We start from the raw sequence: 19,014 nt of genomic DNA on the forward strand, positions 1-19,014 counted from the left end.
AAGGGCGGCGTCAGCCGCCCTTTTCATTTGCGGTACCGAGAAGCGTATCGCCGCCATGCGCCAGGACCACCGCAGCCCGGATCAGGTCGGCATTGTCCTCGGCTTCCTTGCCTTCGGGAAGGAGCTTGCCATCCTCGAGGCCAATGCGTCCATCATAGCCGCGCGCAATTGCCAGGTTGAACATCGGCCAGACACTCGCTTCATCGCCGTGCAGCAGAATGGGAAGCTCGAATTTCGCCTGTTCCAGCACTGATATGATCCCAGTTGCCACCGCCATTGCCTCATCAAAGTCCTGTTCATTGACTTCAATGAGCACTCTCAGGCACTTCTTGGCGTCAGGAAGGGCAATGAAGCGCTCGGCGTCGCTCACCGACCATAGGCCGGCTTCGACGCCGATGCCCTTATCCCAGACAAGCGCCATGATCTCGGCAGCGTCCTCTTCGATCAGATTGACCGATACATAGTCGGGAAGCTCCTGCCATTGCGCGATCGGTGCCTGGCGCGCCTTGCCGCCGGGTGGGATGCGCCAATGTGTCGAAACGCCGATCGGTACCTCCGGAACGCTTTCACGTAGGGCGCGGATCGCGGCGCTGATATCAGAGGCGACAAGGCTTTCGTTACCATCCAGATCCCGCGGATGTATGTGAAGCTCGCCGGCGCCTGCCGCCACGACAAGCGCGGCGTCGCGGGCAAGCTCGTCTGCCGTAAAGGGAACGGCAGCGTGAAAATCGCGGTTACGACCGCCGTTGAGGCAGGCTTGCAGCATGTGTCAGCTCCCATCTTGCCAAGGCGGCTGATCTTAGCAAACCTGCTAACAGCCATCTGTCAGCAATAACGGTTGGAGCGGCGCATGGTTGCGGCGGGCCGGCTGCCGCTGGCCCACCAATGAAAACGATCAGGACTTCACAGGTATCCAGATCTCGAGCCCGCCATTTCCGGTTCTCGGATCGAATTGCGGCCCATAGCGCTCGAAATTGGGAGCATCGGCGACCTCATGGCCGGACTCCGGAAGATAGTTGCCCCAGATGGTCATGAACGTGCTTCGGATCGTCGAGATATGATCCTGATGCGTGAAAACGAGGTACTTCTGGGACGGAATACGGAGGCGGCTGAATGTGTCGGGAATTTCGGAGAAATCCCTGACCTCGACGCCGGCGATGTAATCGAAGTTGTTCTCATCGTCGCTATTGCAGCAAACGCCGTAGGCAATGTCGCCGACCTGACCTGCAATATGCCCGATATGCGGTGCAAAGCGCTGCCATTGAGACGGGATCGCCTTGCTGCTCTCGCAATTGTAGCGCGCGCCCAATCCTGCGACGAGAAGAGGCTTGCCGGCAACGACACGCGGTACTTCCAGATTTACGACCAATGTTTCGTCCATTTTGATAGCCTCCACCAGGGGGATGTTGTCGACATGGCCTTGCGCACGAACCTGTTCCGGCGTCATGCCGAACTGATCGCGGAAGGCGCGGGTGAATGCTTCATGGGAATTGTAACCGGCCCCGAGCGCAACGCAGAGAATATCGGGAGCACCTTCGCTGAGAAGCCGGGCGGCCGAGCTGAGCCGGCGGCCCCGGATGTAGCCGCTGACCGAACAGCCAGTCACAGCCGCAAAGGCACGTGACATGTAAAAGCGCGACAGGCCCGCCGAAGCGGCGATGTCATCGAGGGTTATACCCTCGGAAAAATGCCCTTCAATGTACCAGATCGCTTTTTCGACCGTGTTCATTCAAATCTCCATTCAAGCACGATACCTGAATAGGACTTTTCAGAATGGTTCATTTGATCGGGTTTGCTGTCGAACAGGATATTGCCCGGAGATTCTCAGAAAAGTTGCAATCCCTTGAGACTGGCATGGCTGTTCTTGCCGACGATAATGTGGTCGTGGACGACAATGCCCATCTGCGCGCCGATATTGGCGATGGTCCGTGTCATCTCGATGTCCGCCTTGGAAGGCGTCGGGTCTCCGGACGGATGGTTGTGAACCAGAATGATCGCGCTGGCGGAAAGGTACAGTGCCCGTGCGATCACCTCCCGCGGGTAAACAGGTGTGTGGTCGACAGTGCCGACCTGCTGCACCTCATCGGCAATCAACGCGTTCTTCTTGTCGAGGAACAGGATGCGCAACTGCTCGCGGGGTTCGTGGGCCATCGCGGCGATACAATATTCGATGACCTTGTTCCACGATGTCAGCAACGCCTTCGCTCGAATATCGCTGCGGATAACACGATGCGAGAGCGCGGATACCAGCTTGAGGTCGAAAGTGACGGCAGGGCCGCAGCCCTTTACTTCGCGCAGCAGGTGCTCAGGCGCGCCCAGGACTTCCGCCAGTGAACCAAAACGGGCAATGAGCGCCTTGGCAAGCGGCTTGGTGTCGCCCTGTCGGATAGAGCGGTAGAGCAGCATTTCGAGCATTTCATAGTCGGCGAAACCATCGTGGCCGACCTTCTCGAAGCGCTCCTTCATGCGATCGCGATGACCGACATAATGCGGCGTGTCATTGCCCGACTCCTTCGGCTGCGCGTTGTGCGAAGCACCGTAACGCTCAACGACTGGTTGTTTAGGGGTGGATTTTGCGGAGGGTTCGTTGAGGAAGAAAGTCGGTTCCGGCTTTTCTTCGCTCATTGCCTATCCTATCCGAGGTTCAGTCCGGGCGCGAACAGGCCGGCCGGCGAGAGAGTGAATATCTCGCAGCCCGTGCTGGTGACGCCGACAGTGTGTTCGTATTGCGCGGTCAGCGAGCGGTCACGTGTCACCGCCGTCCAGCCATCTGCAAGCACCTTCACATGCGGCCGGCCGAGATTGATCATCGGTTCGATCGTGAAGATCATTCCCTCGCGCAGTTCAATACCTTCATTTGGCGTGCCGTAGTGAAGGATGTTGGGTGCGTCGTGGAAGAGCTGGCCAACACCGTGGCCACAGAAGTCGCGCACGACCGAGCAACGCTCGGCTTCGGCATAGCTCTGGATGGCAGCGCCAATGGCCCCGGTGCGCACGCCCGGCCGAACGGCGGCAATGCCGCGCATCAGGCTTTCAAGCGTGACTTCCATCAGGCGTTCAGCAGCGCGCTTGATTTGCCCGACGGGATACATGCGGCTTGAATCGCCGTGCCAGCCATCGAGGATATAGGTGACGTCGATATTGACGATATCGCCTTCGCGCAACGGCTTGTCATCGGGGATGCCATGGCAAACCACGTGGTTGATCGACGTGCAGCTCGATTTGGTGTAGCCGCGATAGTTGAGCGTCGCGGGCAGGGCGCCATGGTCGGCGCCGAACTCGAACACGAACCGGTCGATCGTATTTGTCGTGACGCCGGGCGCCACGATCGATGCCAGTTCGTCGAGGCAGCGGGCCGTCAGCTGGCAAGCCTTGCGCATCGCCTCGAACCCTTCCGGGCCGTGCAGCCGGATCTGGCCGGTATTCTTAAGAGGCGCGTTCCGTGCGTCGAGATAGGTGACCATAGTTAAGTCCGGTTGGCATCAATCGATAATTGGCATCGTGCTTATGGCAGCAATGCCCGTGGGCGTGATGTGGCATTTTACAGCGTATGCTTCAACCCCGCGCTTAATTGCCCGATCAAAAGCCATAGCGTAGACCGGGTCAAGCTCGCCGCAGATCCTCAGTCGTTCGCAATCCCCGCGCTGGACGACATAAAGCATTACGCCGCGAAAACCATTTTCAACCATGTTTCCGAGCTCGTCCAGATGTTTTGCGCCGCGCGCCGTTGGCGAATCGGGGAATTCGGCAAGGCCGGCTTTTCGGGAGAAATGGACGTTCTTGACCTCGACATAGGCCGGCTGACGACCGGGGCCGCGCAAAAGGAGATCGATACGCGAGTTCGCGCCATATTTCTGCTCGCGTCTCAGCTCGGCATAGCCCGAGAGCGAGGGTATCATCCCGGCAAGGATGGCTTCTTCCGCGATCCGGTTGGGCAGGCCGGTATTGATGCCGACCATCGTGCCGCCTACCTCGACCATCTGCAGCGTGTGCGGATATTTGCGTTTCGCGCCGTCGGAGAGCGAGAGCCAGACCGGAATGCCGGGATCGGTGAGGCCAAGCATCGAACCGGTATTAGGGACCGAACTCGTGATCGCAGCGCCGCCGTCGTCGAGAATGATATCGGCGAGAAAGCGCTTGTAGCGCTGGACCAGCCTGCCGGTAATGAGGGGTGAAGCGAAATTCATGGTCCTGGGTTTAGCCGAAGCGCAAAAAGACGGCAATCAGCGTGAACGGGTACAGTGATAACTGATGCTGCATAAAAAAACCTGCCTCTAAAGGCAGGTTAGTTTGCTCTGGGGTGGGAGAATCGGGTCCGAGTGGAGGTAAACCGAACCCTACTGCCGGCAAATGAGTCCCGGCAGTAAGCAGATGATAGGTCAGCCGCCGTTATCGGTCTCATAACTTTGTCTAACAGTGCGTGATAAAGCTTGAAAATGCCGGGGTGTTCGAACCGCTTTCGCTGACCCATTCTATGTATGGGGACGAAACAAACAGGAGAGAACATGATGAACTTCAAGTTTTTCTTACCCGTCGCAGCCGTCGCCGCGCTCACTTTGGCCGCATGCGACAACAAGCCGAAAGAGGGTGAAACCAGCGCGCCTGCCACGACATCCGAGCCGGCCACACCGGCTCCAGCGCCAGCGACACCTGCACCCGAGCCAGCAAAGCCTGCGCCATCCAACTGAGTCGTGTAAACGCCAAATCGTGCGGCCAGCTCGCGCAGGGCTGGCCGTTTGCATGGGATACGCGCCACAAAAGCAAATGAGCTTTGCGCTTTAAGGTTCTGATTTTCCAGGAAGAAAACCTGGTACGCCCAAGGGGAATCGAACCCCTGTTTCCGCCGTGAAAGGGCGGCGTCCTAGACCGCTAGACGATGGGCGCCCCGCAGGTAAGCGGCTTATAGTGAAACAGTTTTTGTGCCGCAACCCCATTGAGCATTCTTTTTTCAAAAAAATGAAGATTGTTCAACTTGCGCGTTAGCCGACACAGGACAGCGTCTAAGGACGAGGCGGTTTTCGCGGTGCGGCTAGCCACGGCCACGAGAGCAGCGCCAGTTCCAGTCGCGGGTCGGTCCGATGTCCACATGAACCGATTCGGTGTGGCAATAAGTTCCAACGCCGCCACGGCCGGGCATGGAGCGGGCAAAATTGGCCAGAACCCACTTGGAAACGCCCGGCACCTGAATATCGGCGGCGGCGCATGACATATGGAGCGAGGCCTTGGCGCCATTTACTAGGCGGTTGTAGGGCGGACTGCGATAGCCGGAGGTGACGATTACCGCTTTGCCGAAGCGGCGCTCGATCGACTTGAGGAAGCCGACGAGCTGCGGCTTGAGACATGCGACCTGCACATTCTCGCGCTGCACCTTCAAGCCGTTCGGGGCGAGACGCGCGAGGCCGGCAGCGGAAGCGAGGATCACCTGTGCCGGCGCGGCCTCGACGTCATCATCTTCGTAAAGGCTGTCGCGCTGCATGATCTGAATGCCGGCATTCGGGCGAACGCCGGGCAAGGACGACAGATGCTCGGTCTTGCCTTCGAATGATTCGGCCGAGGGAAGCGCGGTCGATGCGGTCTGGACCGGAGGCTCGGCGGAGCGAAGTTGCGGTTGGGATCTTGGCTGGATGATGGCAACCTGGCGGCTTGCCGCTGGCCTGTTCTGGCTGTTGCCGAAAAGGCGAAGGAGGAGACCGCTGTCCTTGTTCGGGGCGGTGGCAGCCGCCGCCTTGGTCTCGGCGGGCTTGACGTCTGCATTGGCGGCAGCCTCGTCGGGCTTCGCCGTCTCGGCGCTGGCCGGTGCTTCCGCGGCCGCGGCAGGCTTCGGCGCAGCCTTTTGCGGCGCTGGTGCGCCTTCACCGCGCATGCTGTTGCCGAAGAGCGAAGTCTTGGCCGGAGCTGCCGCTGCTGCGGCGCTGGCGACATCTACGGTGCCTTCCGGCTTTGCCGGCGCGCTCGAACCGAAGAGCGAGGTTTTCTGCTGCGGAGCCGCTTCGACCGGTGCGGTGGCCGCTGCTTGCTGTTCTGTCGACGCGACTGGCGCAGCGGCCTTGGCGTCGGCTGGCTTGGTTGCATCCTTCACGGCTTGCAGGGCATTGGCTTCGGTGCTGCCGGCAAGCGCAAGCGCTTCGGGCGATACTGTCGCCGTGCCGGTGGAGGGCATACCGTGTTCTGAGGTGGACTTGGCTTCGGCCGTCTGTGTCGATTCGGCAGCGCTGGTCAGTGCCGAGGTCACGCTGGGACTGGTGCCAGTGGTGCAGGAGGTTGCTGCGAATGCAGAGAGCGCAACGACGCATGCGACGGTACTCGCCCGCAAGGCAGAAACTGAGGCTGGCAGTATTTTCAACGATTCCCCCGTCTCGTCTTTCGCGATTTCCGTGGATCGTGGAGACCGCTTTTATAAGAGCAGAAAGCTCGCGAAGTTTTGTCTAAGTGCAAAAACACCGGCGTAGAGTCGCCAGAGTTAAAGACTTTTAGGTATCTGCACAAGTCGTCCAGTATAGATAGAATGAGGCGAAAACGTGTTTGGCCGCTTTTTTGCCATTGTCTTCACCTGTGCTTTGTCGGGTGCCGCCGGTTCGAATCAACTCTTTCCTACACCCTGACGCGAACATAGGTTCCTGGTGCTTCGGCCAGAATTTCAACGTTTTGTTCGCCGGGTTTGCGTGCGGAAACGCGCTCTGGAGCCTGTGATTCGACCCATTTTTCCCAGTGGCTCCACCAAGAACCCGGGTGCTCCCGGGTTTTGGCGATCCAGTCATCAAAATTGCCGATGGGAGCTCCGCCCGTCCAATACTGGTATTTGTTCCTGGCCGGGGGATTGACGACGCCGGCAATATGGCCCGAACCCGCGAGGACGTAGGTGACATCCCCGCCAAAAAACTTGCACCCGGTAAAGACCGAGAGGGCCGGAGCGATGTGGTCTTCCTTGGCCGCAAGGTTGTAGATCGGAATCTTGACATCGGCGAGGGAGAGATTTTCGCCGGCGAGTTGCATCATGCCGCGCACCAAATTGTTGTCGAGATAGCAATTGCGCAGATAGTAGGAATGGTTGGCAGCGCTCATGCGCGTCGCGTCGGCGTTCCAATAGAGAAGGTCAAAGGGCAAGGGATCGCGGCCGCGCATGTAGTTGTTGACGACATAGGGCCAGATAAGGTCGCCGGAACGCAGCATGTTGAAGGCGGTCGCCATGCGCGTGCCTTCAAGGTAACCCTCGGCGGACATCGCCTTTTCCAATGCACTGATCTGGTCTTCATCGACGAAAACCTTCAGATCGCCGGCATGGGTGAAATCCACTTGTGTGGTGAAGAGCGTCGCGCTCTTGATGCGGTCCTCGCCCTCTCTGGCAAAAAGCGCAAGCGCCGCACTCAGCAGCGTACCGCCGACGCAATAGCCGATGGCATTGACGCCTTTTTCGCCCGTGGCTTTTTCGATAGTGTCGAGGCCAAAGCGCAGCCCTTCATTGATATAGGCCGTCCAGTCCTTGTGAGCATGCCGTTCGTCTGGATTGACCCAGGAGATGACGAAGACCGTGTGTCCCCGATCAACTGCCCATTTGATGAATGATTTTTCCGGGTTGAGATCGAGAATGTAAAATTTGTTGATCCAGGGCGGGCAGATGAGAAGTGGGCGCTTGAGCACCTTTTCCGTTGTCGGCTCATACTGGATGATCTCGGCGACTTCGCTGCGCGCGATGACCTTGCCCGGCGTGGTGGCTACATTCTCGCCAAGCGAGAATTTCGTCGTGTCGGACTGGCGGAGCCTGAGGTCACCGCCGCCGGCGGCGATATCCTCTGCAAGCATCTTCATGCCGCGGACAAGGTTTTCCGCGTTGCTGGCGACCGTTTCCTTATAGAGCTCGGGATTGGTCATGAGGAAATTGCTCGGCGAGGCGGCGGTCGTAATCTGCTTCACGTAAAAGGAGGCCTTGTGCCGCGTATGCTCGTCGAGCCCTTCGGTGTTTTCGACGAGCTCGGCGGCCCAGCGGGACGTGACAAGATAGGCCTGCTTGAGAAAATCGAAAAAGGCGTACTTTCCCCAATCCTCGTCGGCAAAGCGTTTGTCGCCTTTGTCGGGCGTGACGACATCCTCCACGTCTTCGCCGCTCAGGCGGCGAATGGAGTTCGACCAGATCGCCATATAGCTGGTGAACAGCCTTGTCTGGGCCTCGAGGGCACGCGCCGGTTCGGCGAGCCAATATTCGGAAACCTTGGAGAGTGTCTTGACGACATCGGTCACAGGGTCGGCAAGCGTATCGCGCTTCAGGCCCTTTTCGCGCGGCTCAACCCAGGCGGATGCGGCCTTGCCGGCCTGCTCGATCATGTGGGCGACATTGCGGGCAAACGCCTCTGGATCCTTGATGACATAATTATCAAGGTTCGGCGCTTTGCCTGTCTTGTCCCCTTGATTGTCCATGCAGGCACTTCCTCCCATGTCGCACAATATTGACATCATATCATAAATTGGTGCTATCCCTCTAACGTGCAATTGTTATCGTCATTATGAATTCGTTTTTCGCAATCGGGACATAAAATGAACTTGCCGGTCAAAAACCTCATGCGCCTTTCATTCGGCGCCGTTCTGATTTCGGGGCTCGGCGCCTGCGCAAATAACTCGGCGCAGCCGGTCATGGCGAATTCGCCGCTGACCGGACCCGTCAATACCGGCACCTATCCGCATTTTACGCCGGACCCGAAGGGCGAGACGACGCAATTTACCCCGGAAGAGAAGCAGGCGCTGATCGCCAGGACGACGGCGGCAAAGACAGCCGCGCAATCCGGTCCCTCGGCCGATCCAGCGGCGGCTGCCAAGAAGCAGGCGGATTTGCAGAAGCTGATCAAGCAGCAGCAGGACGATTTGACGGCGATCGAAGGCAGGAAGACAACGCCCTAGTTTTGGCCGCATCTTTCCCACAATGAGGTGGGAGGCTGTCGGCGATCGCCGGCGCGAATGCCCGCAATGATTACTCGACCGCTGTAGCGTTTCGTTGTATAGCGCGACGCGCATAATTAACCCTTTTAACCGGACCCAGCCTATGGAAGAATTTCATAAAGTTCGCCGCCTCCCGCCTTACGTTTTCGAACAGGTGAATCGCCTGAAGGCGAGCGCGCGAGCGGCGGGTGCGGATATTGTCGATCTCGGCATGGGCAACCCCGACCTGCCGACGCCCCAGGGCATTGTCGACAAGCTGTGCGAGGCCGTGCAGGACCCGCGCACGCATCGCTATTCGGCATCGAAAGGCATCCCCGGTTTGCGCCGCGCCCAGGCTGCCTATTATGAGCGGCGCTTCGGCGTGAAGCTCAATCCTGACACGCAGGTCGTCGCGACCCTTGGCTCGAAAGAAGGCTTCGCCAACATGGCGCAGGCGATTACCGCTCCGGGCGACGTCGTGCTTTGCCCCGATCCGACCTATCCGATCCATGCTTTCGGCTTCATCATGTCGGGCGGCGTCATTCGCTCGATTCCGGCAAAGCCCGACGATCAGTTCATTCCGGCGTTGGAACGCGGCATTCGCCACTCCATTCCAAAGCCGCTGGCACTTATTCTGAATTATCCGTCCAATCCGACCGCCCATGTGGCGTCGCTCGATTTCTACAAGGATGTCGTCGCTTTCGCCCGCAAGAACGAGATCATCATTCTATCGGATCTCGCCTATTCGGAGATCTATTTTGATGGCGCGCCGCCTCCCTCCGTTTTGCAGGTGCCGGGCGCGATCGATGTCGCGGTAGAGTTCACCTCGATGTCGAAGACCTTCTCGATGCCCGGATGGCGCATGGGCTTTGCCGTCGGCAATGAGCGGCTGATCGCCGCGCTGACCCGGGTCAAATCATACCTCGATTACGGCGCGTTCACGCCTATTCAGGTTGCGGCGGCCGCCGCACTCAACGGCGACGGGTCCGACATCGCGGAAGTACGCGGCATCTACAAGCGCCGGCGTGACGTGCTCGTCGACAGCTTCGGCCGGGCAGGCTGGGATGTACCGCCACCGGCGGCGACCATGTTCGCCTGGGCGCCGATCCCGGAAAAATTCCGCAGCCTCGGCTCGCTCGAATTTTCCAAGCTGCTGATCGAGCACGCTGATGTTGCGGTCGCCCCCGGCATCGGTTTCGGCGAGCATGGCGACGACTACATCCGTATCGCTCTCGTCGAGAACGAGCACCGGATACGTCAGGCCGCACGCAGTCTGAAGCGGTTTCTTGCCACGGCCGACGAAAAACTGCACAACGTCATCCCGTTGAACGTCCGTCGTTGATCTGAGGGCGTTCGCAGTAAAATCGGCGGCGCCATCCGGCGCCGTTTCAGCAAATTTCAGGGAATTGCATGATGAGTGAAGCGCTGCGCGTGGGTATCGCCGGACTGGGTACTGTTGGTGCCTCCGTTCTGAAAATATTGCGTGACCGGGGCGAAATGCTCACTCGCCAGTGCGGCAAGGAAATCGTGGTTACCGCCGTTTCGGCGCGTGACCGCAAGCGCGATCGTGGCGTCGACTTTTCCTCAGCGAGCTGGTTCGAAGACCCGGTTGCCCTTGCCAAATCAAACGACATCGACGTTTTCATCGAATTGATCGGCGGTGACGAAGGGCCGGCGCGTGCCGCCGTGGAGGCTGCGCTGAAATCCGGCCGGCACGTCATCACCGCCAACAAGGCCCTGCTTGCCAAGCATGGCGTCGCCTTGGCAAAGATCGCGGAGGATAAGGGGGTTCTCCTAAACTTCGAGGCAGCGGTCGCCGGTGGCATCCCGGTTATCAAGGCGCTGCGCGAGTCGCTCACCGGCAATACTGTTTCGCGCGTCTATGGCATCATGAACGGCACCTGCAACTATATCCTCACGCGCATGTGGGAAGAGGGTATCTCGTTCGATGCCTGTCTCGCCGATGCGCAGCGTCTCGGCTATGCGGAAGCGGACCCGACCTTCGACATCGAGGGCAATGATACGGCACACAAGCTCGCAATCCTGACGAGCCTTGCATTCGGCACCCAGATTTCCGCAGACGACATCTATCTTGAGGGTATCAGCAACATCTCGCTCGCCGATATCAAGGCTGCCGACGAACTCGGCTATCGCATCAAGTTGCTGGGCGTGGCCCTGAAAACCGACAGCGGCATAGAGCAGCGCGTTCATCCGACGATGGTGCCGGTCGAATCCGTCATTGCGCAGGTCCACGGCGTCACCAATGCGGTCGCGATTGAAACCGATCTTCTGGGTGAATTGCTGTTGTCAGGACCTGGCGCCGGCGGCGCGGCGACGGCCTCGGCCGTTATTGGCGACCTTGCCGATATTGCCAAAAGCCGGCCGGGTTTCCAGCACGGTCCTGTGTTCGGTACACCGGCAAAGGCGCTGGCGCCTTACAAACGGGCGCGGATGCGCTCGCACGAGGGCGGCTACTTCATCCGCCTGACGGTGCACGACCGCGCCGGCGTGTTTGCCGCTATCGCCAAGCGCATGGCTGACAACGATATCTCGCTCGAATCCATCGTCCAGCGCCAGAGCGCCGACAACCAACCGGAAGCGACGAAGACGGTTATTCTTGTCACCCACGAGACCACTGAAGCTGCGGTGAAGAAAGCGCTCGAGGGGATCGTCAAGGATGGCCACGCGACCGACAAACCGCAGATGATCCGTATCGAACGGGCGGGTTGAGACCGCCTCGCGCGGCCGCAACCACTGGAAGAAACAGCGCCTAGGGCGTTTAATCGATTAGCTTTTTTGCGAGCCCTTGCCGCATTGGTGCGACTTTGACAAAAGGTTTGCATACCGATGCTAAGGAGAGCTGTGGCGATCCGAAAATACAGCGTCGCCACACCAACGCAGGAAAAACTATGCTGAAAACCTCCGAACAAAATGGTCTCGATCGCATCCTTACCCTCGAATTGGTGCGCGTAACCGAGCGGGCAGCGGTGGCTGCTGCACGCCTGCGCGGCCGGGGTGACGAGATGGCGGCCGATCAGGCGGCTGTGGATGCGATGCGTCAGGAGCTCAACCGGCTCCCCATTGCCGGAACCGTGGTGATCGGCGAGGGTGAGCGCGATGAGGCGCCGATGCTCTACATCGGCGAAGAAGTCGGCACGCGGAACGGTCCCGCCGTCGATATCGCCCTCGACCCGCTTGAAGGGACGACGATCTGCGCCAAGAACCTGCCGAATTCTCTCGCAGTCATCGCGATTGCCGAGAAGGGCAATCTTCTCTATGCGCCCGACGTCTACATGGAAAAGATCGCCGTTGGTCCGGGTTATCCGGCCGGGATCATCAATCTCGACGCGCCTGCCATCGAAAATATCACCGCCGTTGCCAAGGCAAAGGGCGTGCCGCTCAATGAAATCACCGCCTGCATCATGGACCGCCCACGTCATGCGCGCCTGATCGAGGAGGTGCGTGCGACGGGCGCTGCAATTCGCCTGATCGGTGATGGCGACGTTGCCGGCGTCATCCATACGACGGATCCGGACGAGACCGGTATCGACATCTATCTCGGCATTGGCGGCGCCCCTGAGGGCGTACTTGCCGCGGCGGCGCTGCGCTGCATCGGCGGCCAGATGCAGGGACGCTTGCAGCTCAACAGCGACGACAAGATCGCACGCGCCGCCAAGATGGGCATCTCCGATCCCAAGAAGGTCTATACGATGGAAGAAATGGCGAAGGGCGACGTGCTCTTTGCCGCCACGGGCGTGACCGACGGCAACATGCTCAGCGGCGTCAAGTTTGCCCGCGACTACATCCAGACGCATACGGTCGTCATGCGTTCGCATTCGCAAACGGTGCGCGAGATCAAGGCCAAGCATCAGGACATGGCCAAGTTTCAGTAACGACACGCCCGCCTTCACATAAAGCTGCCTGTCTCGTTCGGGACCGGCAGCTTTTTTTTACGATAATTACTGCTGATTTCACTCTACCCTATTGGGATCACGTGTTTTTTGGTATTTTGTCATATGAGTACCTCTTCGCAACGGGTCAGGCATGAATATCCATTACGGAATTGTCTGCAATATATTGTCGATACTTTTGGTTTTAGTGCCGTTTTCTCCGCTTCATGCGCAGGAAACGGACCTGGATCTCATTCAAGGCTACCGTTCGCGCGACATCCTCGTCGGTCTGCCTGATACCTCCGGCCCCTTCACCGTCATCAGCCGCAATGCCGATCCGCAGAATTTCAGCGCGACTGTCGAATATGGCGGCGTGGATGCGCGAGCGATCGTCTCGGTCAACGGGGTCCGTGCCAGCAATGTCGCCGGCATGTACCCGGTCAAGGACGGTCCGGATGATCCCGTGGTGCGCAGCCTGCTCGACCAGGCATTCCAATACCATTCGAGCCAGCCCAATCAGGTGGCACAGCGCACCAATATAAGCTACGGCAACCGCGCCATGGCCTGTGTCAGCTCTGATGATCCGCAGAAGAAGGACGATTTTCTCGTCTGCGCCACCGGCGTGCTCGGGCGCTATATGCTTATACAGCCCGTAATGAATTATCGCCTCAGTTCCAAGGAGGTGGTCGACCGGCAACTCGCCGACTTTGCCTCCGCCATGGCCTCCGCCATCAGCGAACTTGCGCTGCCTCCTGCCAGCAACTGACACCCGTTGGCGTGATTGGCGTTGGATAGGCCTTTCGAAGCATTGCTTTCGCAGTCGCCGGGTGATTGAACGATGCAATGACATCGGCACGGCTCTTCCTCGGCGTTGAAAAATCGGCAACCGGCCTGAAATGGGTGGACCGGCTCGCCCAGCGCGAGGCGAACATTGCGCTCGCTATGGCGCAGAACCATGGTTTCCCGGATATCGTGACCCGCGTGCTGGCCGGCAGGGGTGTCGGGCTCGACGAGGCGGTTGCCTTCATGGACCCGACGCTGAAAAGCCTCATGCCCGATCCCACATCGCTGACCGATATGGAAATTGCGGCGGCACGCATCGCAAGGGCAATTGCAGGGCGCGAAAAGGTCGCCATCTTCGGCGACTACGACGTTGACGGGGCGGCCTCCTCGGCGATCCTGTCAAGGTTCCTCAGCCATTATGGCATCGCCAATCGCATCTATATTCCTGACCGGATTTTCGAAGGCTACGGTCCCAATCCTGCGGCGATGCAGGAACTCGCGCAACAGGCGAGCCTGATTGTAACAGTTGACTGCGGAACCAACAGCGCGGCCGCCATCGAGGCGGCGAAGGCTGCGGGCGCCGATGTCGTTGTGCTCGACCATCACCAGCTTGGCGGCGCGTTGCCAGCTGCCGCGCTTGCCGTGGTCAACCCCAATCGCGAGGACGATCTTTCGGGGCAGGGCCACCTTTGTGCTGCAGGCGTCGTGTTCCTGACGCTCGTGCAGACGTTGCGCGCGATGCGCGAACAGGGTGTCGGCGCGAGCGCGCCCCCGTTCGACCTCTTGTCGTTGCTCGACCTTGCGGCGCTTGCGACCGTTTGCGATGTCGTGCCGCTGCAGGGACTCAACCGTGCCTTCGTCGTCAAGGGCATCCTTGTGGCACGGGCCCAGCAAAATGTCGGCCTTGCGGCCCTCGCGCGTGTTGCGCGGATCGGTGAACCGCTCAATGCCTTTCATTTCGCCTATCTGATCGGCCCCCGCATCAATGCCGGCGGGCGTATAGGCGATGCCGGCCTCGGCGCGCGTCTGTTGACGCTGGACGATCCAAACGAAGCGCTGCGCATTGCCGAGGAACTCAACCGCCTCAATCAGGAACGCCAGGCGATGGAAACCGCCATGCTGGAACAGGCTGAAGCGGAGGCAATGACCGAACTTTCAGCGGCCGCTGGCCCCGCCATCGTCGTTACCGCGAATGACGACTGGCATCCGGGGATCGTCGGGCTGATCGCGGCCCGGCTGAAAGAAAAAACCCGGCGTCCGGCTTTTGCCATCGCGTTCAATGCCAATGGCACCGGCGCGGGCTCCGGCCGCTCCATCCACGGGTTCGACCTCGGCAGGCTGGTACGCGGCGCGGTCGAACAGGGCTTTCTCGTCAAGGGCGGCGGGCATGCCATGGCAGCCGGCATAACCGTGGAACGCGGCAAACTCGGCGCTTTACGGGCTTTTTTCGAAGAAAATGCAGCGGCCATGGTCGGGGAATTGCGCGGCAATGAATCGCTCGAAATCGATGGAGCGCTCAGCGCCGCCGGCGCCACCGTGGCCTTGCACGACCTGATGGAGCGGGCTGGACCCTACGGCTCGGGACATCCACAACCGGTGCTTGTACTGCCGCATCACCGCCTGACCGATGCGCGGGAAGTGGGAAGCGGCCATGTGCGAGCGACACTCGTCAGTGCCGATGGCTCGCGGATCAATGCCATGGCGTTTCGCGCTGTCGGTAGCCCGCTCGGCGATTTCCTGTTCAAAAATCTCGGCCAAACCATCCACGTTGCGGGCAATCTTTCCCTCAACCACTGGAATGGTTCGACAACCACGCAGTTTCGCATTCTCGATGCGGCACGTGCTGCCTGACCGGAGCTTCTCTTCTTCGCAATTTCCAAGATTGCTGTTTTAATTCCGGAGCAAATGTTCTATTTTTGTTCTCAATGTGAGAGCCCCGGAACATGCGCAAGCCGACCCATCCTGAAAAGCTATATCTTGATTTTGACAGTTTCTTTGCGAGCGTCGAGCAGCAACTCAACCCGGCGCTGCAGGGAAGGCCAATAGCGGTCGTTCCGCTCGATTCTCCCTATACCAGCGTGATCGCTGCAAGCCGCGAAGCCAAGCCATTCGGCATCAAGACGGGCACTTCAGTACGTGATGCGCGGGAGAAATGCCCGGACATCGTGTTCATCGAGGCGCGGCCTGATGTATACGTGCGCCTGCACAACCGCATTCTTGAAATCATCGAGCGGTGCGTTCCGATCGCCGCGGTGCGCTCGATCGACGAGCTTGCCTGCACGCTGCTCGAATCCGAAGCGCGGCAGGCAGCGGAGCTCTCGTCGCGCATCAAGCGATCGTTGCGCGACGAGTTTGGTCCGGTGCTCACCTGTTCGATCGGCATCTCGTTCAATGAACTGCTCGCCAAGATTGCGGCGGAGATGGATAAGCCGGATGGCTTCGTGATTCTCGACCACACGGATCTGCCAGGGAAATTGCTGGGTCTTGCCTTGCGCGATCTGCCGGGTATCTCGAAGGGCATGGAGACGCGCCTCACAGAGGCAGGCGTCACCGATATTGCAGGCCTTTGGGCACTTGCCCCCAAGCATGCGCGGGCGATCTGGAACAGCGTCGAAGGCGAACGCTTCGTTGCCGCCTTGCACGGTTACTCCGTCGAAAGGCCGGAAACGATCAAGCGCATGTTCGGCCATGGGCGCAATTTGCCTCCGGACTGGCGGGCGCCGCAAAAGGTGCTGCAATGTGCGCGTCTTTTGACAATGAGCGCGGCACGAAGGCTGCGCCGTTCGCATCATCGCGCCGGGGCGCTGACCTACTCCGTGGGCACGCGCCGCGAAAGCCGCACAAGCCTGGACAAGCGGTTCAGGCCGGCACGCGACGATCATACTTTTCTCAATGCACTCAACGAATTGCACGAGAAATTTGTGATGTCAGGCGAAATGAACAATATCAGTTCGGTCACCGTCGTCCTGCATGAGCTCTCCGAGGAGCAGGAAGCCAGTCGCGACCTGTTCGATACGCGCGACAGCCGTCAAGCGCAGAGTCAGTGGGAGCGGGTGTCGGATGTTCTCGACACGATCAGGGTAAGGCACGGATCCAGGGCGCTGAACCTTGGCCCAGCGAACGGGCCCGGAAACTACATAGGGTCGAAGATCGCATTTGGCCGAATACCGGCAGCCGAGGATTTTTGAGAAGCGCTTCGTTAGGTCTGCGGTGGTTGCGAGATCGAGTGGCGGATCTGCTCCTGGAGGCGCAGAAGCGGGCCGGGGCTCATTGCTGCGGGCGGGCTATAGGGGTTGGAGAAGGCATAAATGAGAAACAGGATAATGCCGGTATAGGCGCCGAACATGGAGATGAGAACGATATTTCGTCGCTGCGGCGGATAGGAATAATAGGCGAGCGCGATGAACACGACGCCGGAGAGAGCCGCGAACCAGAAGATGCCGCTCATCGAGTCGGCGACATTGCTTTCCCGCTTGGTCCGGCTTTCGGCAACTGTGTAGAGACGCTCAAGCATGTGGTTGCGCAGGCTTTCCTCGCGCTTGTTCGTCGGTTCGAGATCAAGCGCGGCCGCATAGGCTGCGTCCCACTTCGCCCAGGCCTCTGGCGTCAGGCGGTCGGTGGCGCCGAGGATCGCCCACTCCTTGTCGACCACCACGCTGATATATTCGCTGAGCGGCGTCTGGATCGCCCCGGCATGGCCGCCGCCATAGCGGCCCGCGTCGAAGTAGATATCGGCAATGGCGTTGGATTCGGTCGCGGTTTCATTGCGAAGCTGCTGGTAGTCGATCATCTCCTGCGCAAAGACGAGAGCCAGGATTAGTCCGTGCAAGGCCGATACGCGGAAGATGATCGAACTTGCCAGATCGCGTTCCTGGCCATCGGGATCGCCGCCCGTAATGAGGCGCATCAGGAAATAGGCGATGAGCGTCAGGGTTATCGTTCCGCCAACGAACAGGACCGCGACAAGAAGCTCAAATGCCATGTATTCCCCCGGAACAAGCGCAATTGCCTGGTTAATCTACTGTGTTTCCGGAAAAAGGACAGGAGATGAGGTTTGGTCAGGCTGACTGTCGGGCAAAGGCCAGGATGAAGCTGATCAATGCCGCTATGGTGGTGAGCGCGCGGACATGGTTCCACGGCAGCCATTCTGCAAGGTAACGCGTCCAGAGCGCTGCGCTCTCGGGGCTCGCGGGGTTGGCGGTGGCAAGCGCGTCATTCAGCGGCACGTTGAAGATCATCGTCACGGCGATCGTGCCGATCAGGAAGAGCAGGCTTCCTGCAACGAGCCACATCGATCCGGGTTCGGACCAGCGGAGAAATCCGACGACGCCCAGTCCAAGACATAGAATAGCTGTTCCGAAGAAGGCGACGCCAAAGCTGAGGTTGAGAATGGTCACGTTGATCGAGTTCATGGCGGCAATGCCTTGATCGGCGGGAAGGCGTGCGAGCGCCGCCATGACGAAGCTCGAGAACGCAAAGAACAGCCCGGCCATCAGACCGCTGCCAAGGGCGGCAAGAAGGGTGAGGATTGGAATGAGAGCAATCATTTCACTTGCTCCCATACGCCGGCCGCGGCGCCCGCTTGGGCGAATTCGGCAAAATCCCGCGGTGCCCGGCCGAGTGCCCGCTGCACGCCATCGGTAAGATATTCATTGCGCCCATCCAGAACCGAGCGGAATAGCTCATCGATCAACGCAGCGACATCATCCGGAACGCCATCGGCCGTCAGCCCCTGCATGAAGACGTCGTGAGGGATCGGGGTGAAGTGGATATCCCGGCGGGTCGCCTTGGCGATTTCCGCGGTCGCCTCGGCAAATGTGATCAGGCGCGGGCCGGTGACCTCGTAAAGCTCGCCGATGTGCCTCGTATCCGTCAGCGCGGCGACGACGATGTCGGCAATGTCATCGGCATGGATGAAGGGTTCGCCCACATCTTTCACCGGTAGTTCAAGTTCGCCGGCAAGGATCGGTTCGCGAAAGAAGCTCTCGCTGAAATTCTCCGCAAACCAGCTCGCGCGTATGATCGTCCAGTCCGCCCCCGACGTCTGCAAGGCCTGCTCAGCGCGTTGCGCTTCCGGCTCTCCGCGTCCGGAAAGGAGAACGAGACGCTTCACGCCCTTGCGAACGGCAAGGCGGGCTAGCTCACCGACGGTATCCGCGGCGCCCGGCACGGCGAGATCCGGGTAGTAGGTGATATAGGCTGCCGACACACCCTCCAGTGCCACGGCCCATGTGTCGGGATTTTCCCAATCGAAGGCCGGAGTACCTTGGCGCGAACCGATGCGTACGGGAAGGCCGAGGGCGGCAAGGCGCTTGGCCACGCGCCGACCAGTCTTGCCCGTGCCGCCAACGATCAGAACAGGAAATTGCGAACTATGAAACGTTGTCATTTTCAGCTCCCATTAAATATGAGGAAGTCTCATATTTGCAAATGT

At 59.6% G+C, this 19,014-nt stretch carries 17 protein-coding genes, 1 tRNA gene and 1 pseudogene; 8 read left to right on the forward strand and 11 right to left on the reverse strand.

The window, feature by feature from the left end:
* Positions 1-10: 10 nt before the first annotated feature.
* The 5 genes and pseudogenes from BLR72_RS05530 to sfsA all read right to left on the reverse strand — a co-directional run bounded on the left by BLR72_RS05530 (position 11) and on the right by sfsA (position 4,187).
* Complete coding sequence (locus BLR72_RS05530) at positions 11-766, reverse strand: 3-keto-5-aminohexanoate cleavage protein (RefSeq protein ID WP_091945939.1); 756 nt, start codon at positions 764-766, stop codon at positions 11-13.
* Between the two features lie 129 nt (positions 767-895).
* Positions 896-1,729 carry an AraC family transcriptional regulator gene (locus BLR72_RS05535; RefSeq protein WP_091945944.1) on the reverse strand — a complete coding sequence of 278 codons (834 nt, stop codon included), beginning with the start codon at positions 1,727-1,729 and terminating at the stop codon, positions 896-898.
* 95 nt (positions 1,730-1,824) lie between these two features.
* A pseudogene (gene radC / locus BLR72_RS05540) lies at positions 1,825-2,499 on the reverse strand (DNA repair protein RadC); the annotation flags it as partial.
* A gap of 134 nt (positions 2,500-2,633) precedes the next feature.
* Positions 2,634-3,464, reverse strand: a complete 831-nt coding sequence (map, locus tag BLR72_RS05545; RefSeq protein WP_091945951.1) for a type I methionyl aminopeptidase — start codon at positions 3,462-3,464, stop codon at positions 2,634-2,636.
* 18 nt (positions 3,465-3,482) lie between these two features.
* Complete coding sequence (sfsA, locus tag BLR72_RS05550) at positions 3,483-4,187, reverse strand: DNA/RNA nuclease SfsA (protein WP_091945954.1); 705 nt, start codon at positions 4,185-4,187, stop codon at positions 3,483-3,485.
* A 318-nt stretch (positions 4,188-4,505) separates the two neighbouring features.
* Between sfsA and BLR72_RS05555 the strand changes: the two genes are divergently transcribed.
* Positions 4,506-4,688 carry a hypothetical protein gene (locus tag BLR72_RS05555; RefSeq protein ID WP_027231452.1) on the forward strand — a complete coding sequence of 61 codons (183 nt, stop codon included), beginning with the start codon at positions 4,506-4,508 and terminating at the stop codon, positions 4,686-4,688.
* A 120-nt stretch (positions 4,689-4,808) separates the two neighbouring features.
* Here BLR72_RS05555 and BLR72_RS05560 read toward each other — a convergent pair.
* The 3 genes from BLR72_RS05560 to phaC all read right to left on the reverse strand — a co-directional run bounded on the left by BLR72_RS05560 (position 4,809) and on the right by phaC (position 8,412).
* Positions 4,809-4,884: transfer RNA gene (locus tag BLR72_RS05560), tRNA-Glu, on the reverse strand.
* A gap of 145 nt (positions 4,885-5,029) precedes the next feature.
* Entirely contained in the window at positions 5,030-6,343 is a 1,314-nt protein-coding gene (locus tag BLR72_RS05565) for a YcbK family protein (protein WP_244506621.1), read from the reverse strand.
* A 248-nt stretch (positions 6,344-6,591) separates the two neighbouring features.
* The gene (gene phaC / locus BLR72_RS05570) at positions 6,592-8,412 is read right to left on the reverse strand and encodes a class I poly(R)-hydroxyalkanoic acid synthase (RefSeq protein ID WP_091945957.1); all 1,821 of its coding nucleotides are present in this window, start codon (positions 8,410-8,412) and stop codon (positions 6,592-6,594) included.
* A 117-nt stretch (positions 8,413-8,529) separates the two neighbouring features.
* Between phaC and BLR72_RS05575 the strand changes: the two genes are divergently transcribed.
* From BLR72_RS05575 to BLR72_RS05605, 7 genes are all read left to right on the forward strand, one after another.
* Complete coding sequence (locus tag BLR72_RS05575; protein ID WP_091945960.1) at positions 8,530-8,889, forward strand: hypothetical protein; 360 nt, start codon at positions 8,530-8,532, stop codon at positions 8,887-8,889.
* A 142-nt stretch (positions 8,890-9,031) separates the two neighbouring features.
* A complete protein-coding gene (locus BLR72_RS05580; RefSeq protein WP_027231449.1) occupies positions 9,032-10,249 on the forward strand; it encodes an LL-diaminopimelate aminotransferase in 1,218 nt (405 codons plus the stop codon).
* A 71-nt stretch (positions 10,250-10,320) separates the two neighbouring features.
* Positions 10,321-11,637 (forward strand): homoserine dehydrogenase, encoded by a 1,317-nt coding sequence (locus tag BLR72_RS05585; protein ID WP_027231448.1) that lies wholly within the window; start codon positions 10,321-10,323, stop codon positions 11,635-11,637.
* Positions 11,638-11,816: 179 nt separating this feature from the next.
* A complete protein-coding gene (glpX, locus tag BLR72_RS05590) occupies positions 11,817-12,800 on the forward strand; it encodes a class II fructose-bisphosphatase (RefSeq protein ID WP_027231447.1) in 984 nt (327 codons plus the stop codon).
* Positions 12,801-12,951: 151 nt separating this feature from the next.
* Positions 12,952-13,563: a hypothetical protein gene (locus BLR72_RS05595; RefSeq protein WP_027231446.1), complete on the forward strand. Its 612-nt coding sequence runs from the start codon at positions 12,952-12,954 to the stop codon at positions 13,561-13,563.
* Positions 13,564-13,640: 77 nt separating this feature from the next.
* Positions 13,641-15,431, forward strand: a complete 1,791-nt coding sequence (gene recJ / locus BLR72_RS05600) for a single-stranded-DNA-specific exonuclease RecJ (protein ID WP_091945963.1) — start codon at positions 13,641-13,643, stop codon at positions 15,429-15,431.
* Between the two features lie 92 nt (positions 15,432-15,523).
* Positions 15,524-16,768 (forward strand): Y-family DNA polymerase, encoded by a 1,245-nt coding sequence (locus tag BLR72_RS05605; RefSeq protein ID WP_091945966.1) that lies wholly within the window; start codon positions 15,524-15,526, stop codon positions 16,766-16,768.
* 11 nt (positions 16,769-16,779) lie between these two features.
* Here BLR72_RS05605 and BLR72_RS05610 read toward each other — a convergent pair whose 3' ends face one another.
* From BLR72_RS05610 to BLR72_RS05620, 3 genes are all read right to left on the reverse strand, one after another.
* Positions 16,780-17,562 (reverse strand): bestrophin-like domain, encoded by a 783-nt coding sequence (locus BLR72_RS05610; RefSeq protein ID WP_091945969.1) that lies wholly within the window; start codon positions 17,560-17,562, stop codon positions 16,780-16,782.
* 76 nt (positions 17,563-17,638) lie between these two features.
* Complete coding sequence (locus BLR72_RS05615; RefSeq protein ID WP_091945972.1) at positions 17,639-18,127, reverse strand: anthrone oxygenase family protein; 489 nt, start codon at positions 18,125-18,127, stop codon at positions 17,639-17,641.
* Positions 18,124-18,969, reverse strand: a complete 846-nt coding sequence (locus BLR72_RS05620) for an NAD(P)H-binding protein (protein ID WP_091945975.1) — start codon at positions 18,967-18,969, stop codon at positions 18,124-18,126. Before BLR72_RS05620 ends, BLR72_RS05615 begins: the two co-directional genes overlap by 4 nt.
* Positions 18,970-19,014 lie beyond the last annotated feature (45 nt).

The sequence above is a fragment of the Phyllobacterium sp. YR620 genome (genome assembly GCF_900104165.1).
GTDB lineage: Bacteria > Pseudomonadota > Alphaproteobacteria > Rhizobiales > Rhizobiaceae > Phyllobacterium > Phyllobacterium pellucidum.

Excerpts from the sequence above, each read along its gene's own strand:
- BLR72_RS05530 (WP_091945939.1), bottom strand. The coding sequence starts at position 766 with ATGCTGCAAGCCTGCCTCAACGGCGGTCGTAACCGCGATTTTCACGCT.
- BLR72_RS05535 (WP_091945944.1), bottom strand. The coding sequence starts at position 1,729 with ATGAACACGGTCGAAAAAGCGATCTGGTACATTGAAGGGCATTTTTCC.
- map (WP_091945951.1), bottom strand. The coding sequence starts at position 3,464 with ATGGTCACCTATCTCGACGCACGGAACGCGCCTCTTAAGAATACCGGC.
- sfsA (WP_091945954.1), bottom strand. The coding sequence starts at position 4,187 with ATGAATTTCGCTTCACCCCTCATTACCGGCAGGCTGGTCCAGCGCTAC.
- BLR72_RS05555 (WP_027231452.1), top strand. The coding sequence starts at position 4,506 with ATGATGAACTTCAAGTTTTTCTTACCCGTCGCAGCCGTCGCCGCGCTC.
- phaC (WP_091945957.1), bottom strand. The coding sequence starts at position 8,412 with ATGGACAATCAAGGGGACAAGACAGGCAAAGCGCCGAACCTTGATAAT.
- BLR72_RS05575 (WP_091945960.1), top strand. The coding sequence starts at position 8,530 with ATGAACTTGCCGGTCAAAAACCTCATGCGCCTTTCATTCGGCGCCGTT.
- BLR72_RS05580 (WP_027231449.1), top strand. The coding sequence starts at position 9,032 with ATGGAAGAATTTCATAAAGTTCGCCGCCTCCCGCCTTACGTTTTCGAA.
- BLR72_RS05585 (WP_027231448.1), top strand. The coding sequence starts at position 10,321 with ATGAGTGAAGCGCTGCGCGTGGGTATCGCCGGACTGGGTACTGTTGGT.
- glpX (WP_027231447.1), top strand. The coding sequence starts at position 11,817 with ATGCTGAAAACCTCCGAACAAAATGGTCTCGATCGCATCCTTACCCTC.
- BLR72_RS05595 (WP_027231446.1), top strand. The coding sequence starts at position 12,952 with ATGAATATCCATTACGGAATTGTCTGCAATATATTGTCGATACTTTTG.
- recJ (WP_091945963.1), top strand. The coding sequence starts at position 13,641 with ATGACATCGGCACGGCTCTTCCTCGGCGTTGAAAAATCGGCAACCGGC.
- BLR72_RS05605 (WP_091945966.1), top strand. The coding sequence starts at position 15,524 with ATGCGCAAGCCGACCCATCCTGAAAAGCTATATCTTGATTTTGACAGT.
- BLR72_RS05610 (WP_091945969.1), bottom strand. The coding sequence starts at position 17,562 with ATGGCATTTGAGCTTCTTGTCGCGGTCCTGTTCGTTGGCGGAACGATA.
- BLR72_RS05615 (WP_091945972.1), bottom strand. The coding sequence starts at position 18,127 with ATGATTGCTCTCATTCCAATCCTCACCCTTCTTGCCGCCCTTGGCAGC.
- BLR72_RS05620 (WP_091945975.1), bottom strand. The coding sequence starts at position 18,969 with ATGACAACGTTTCATAGTTCGCAATTTCCTGTTCTGATCGTTGGCGGC.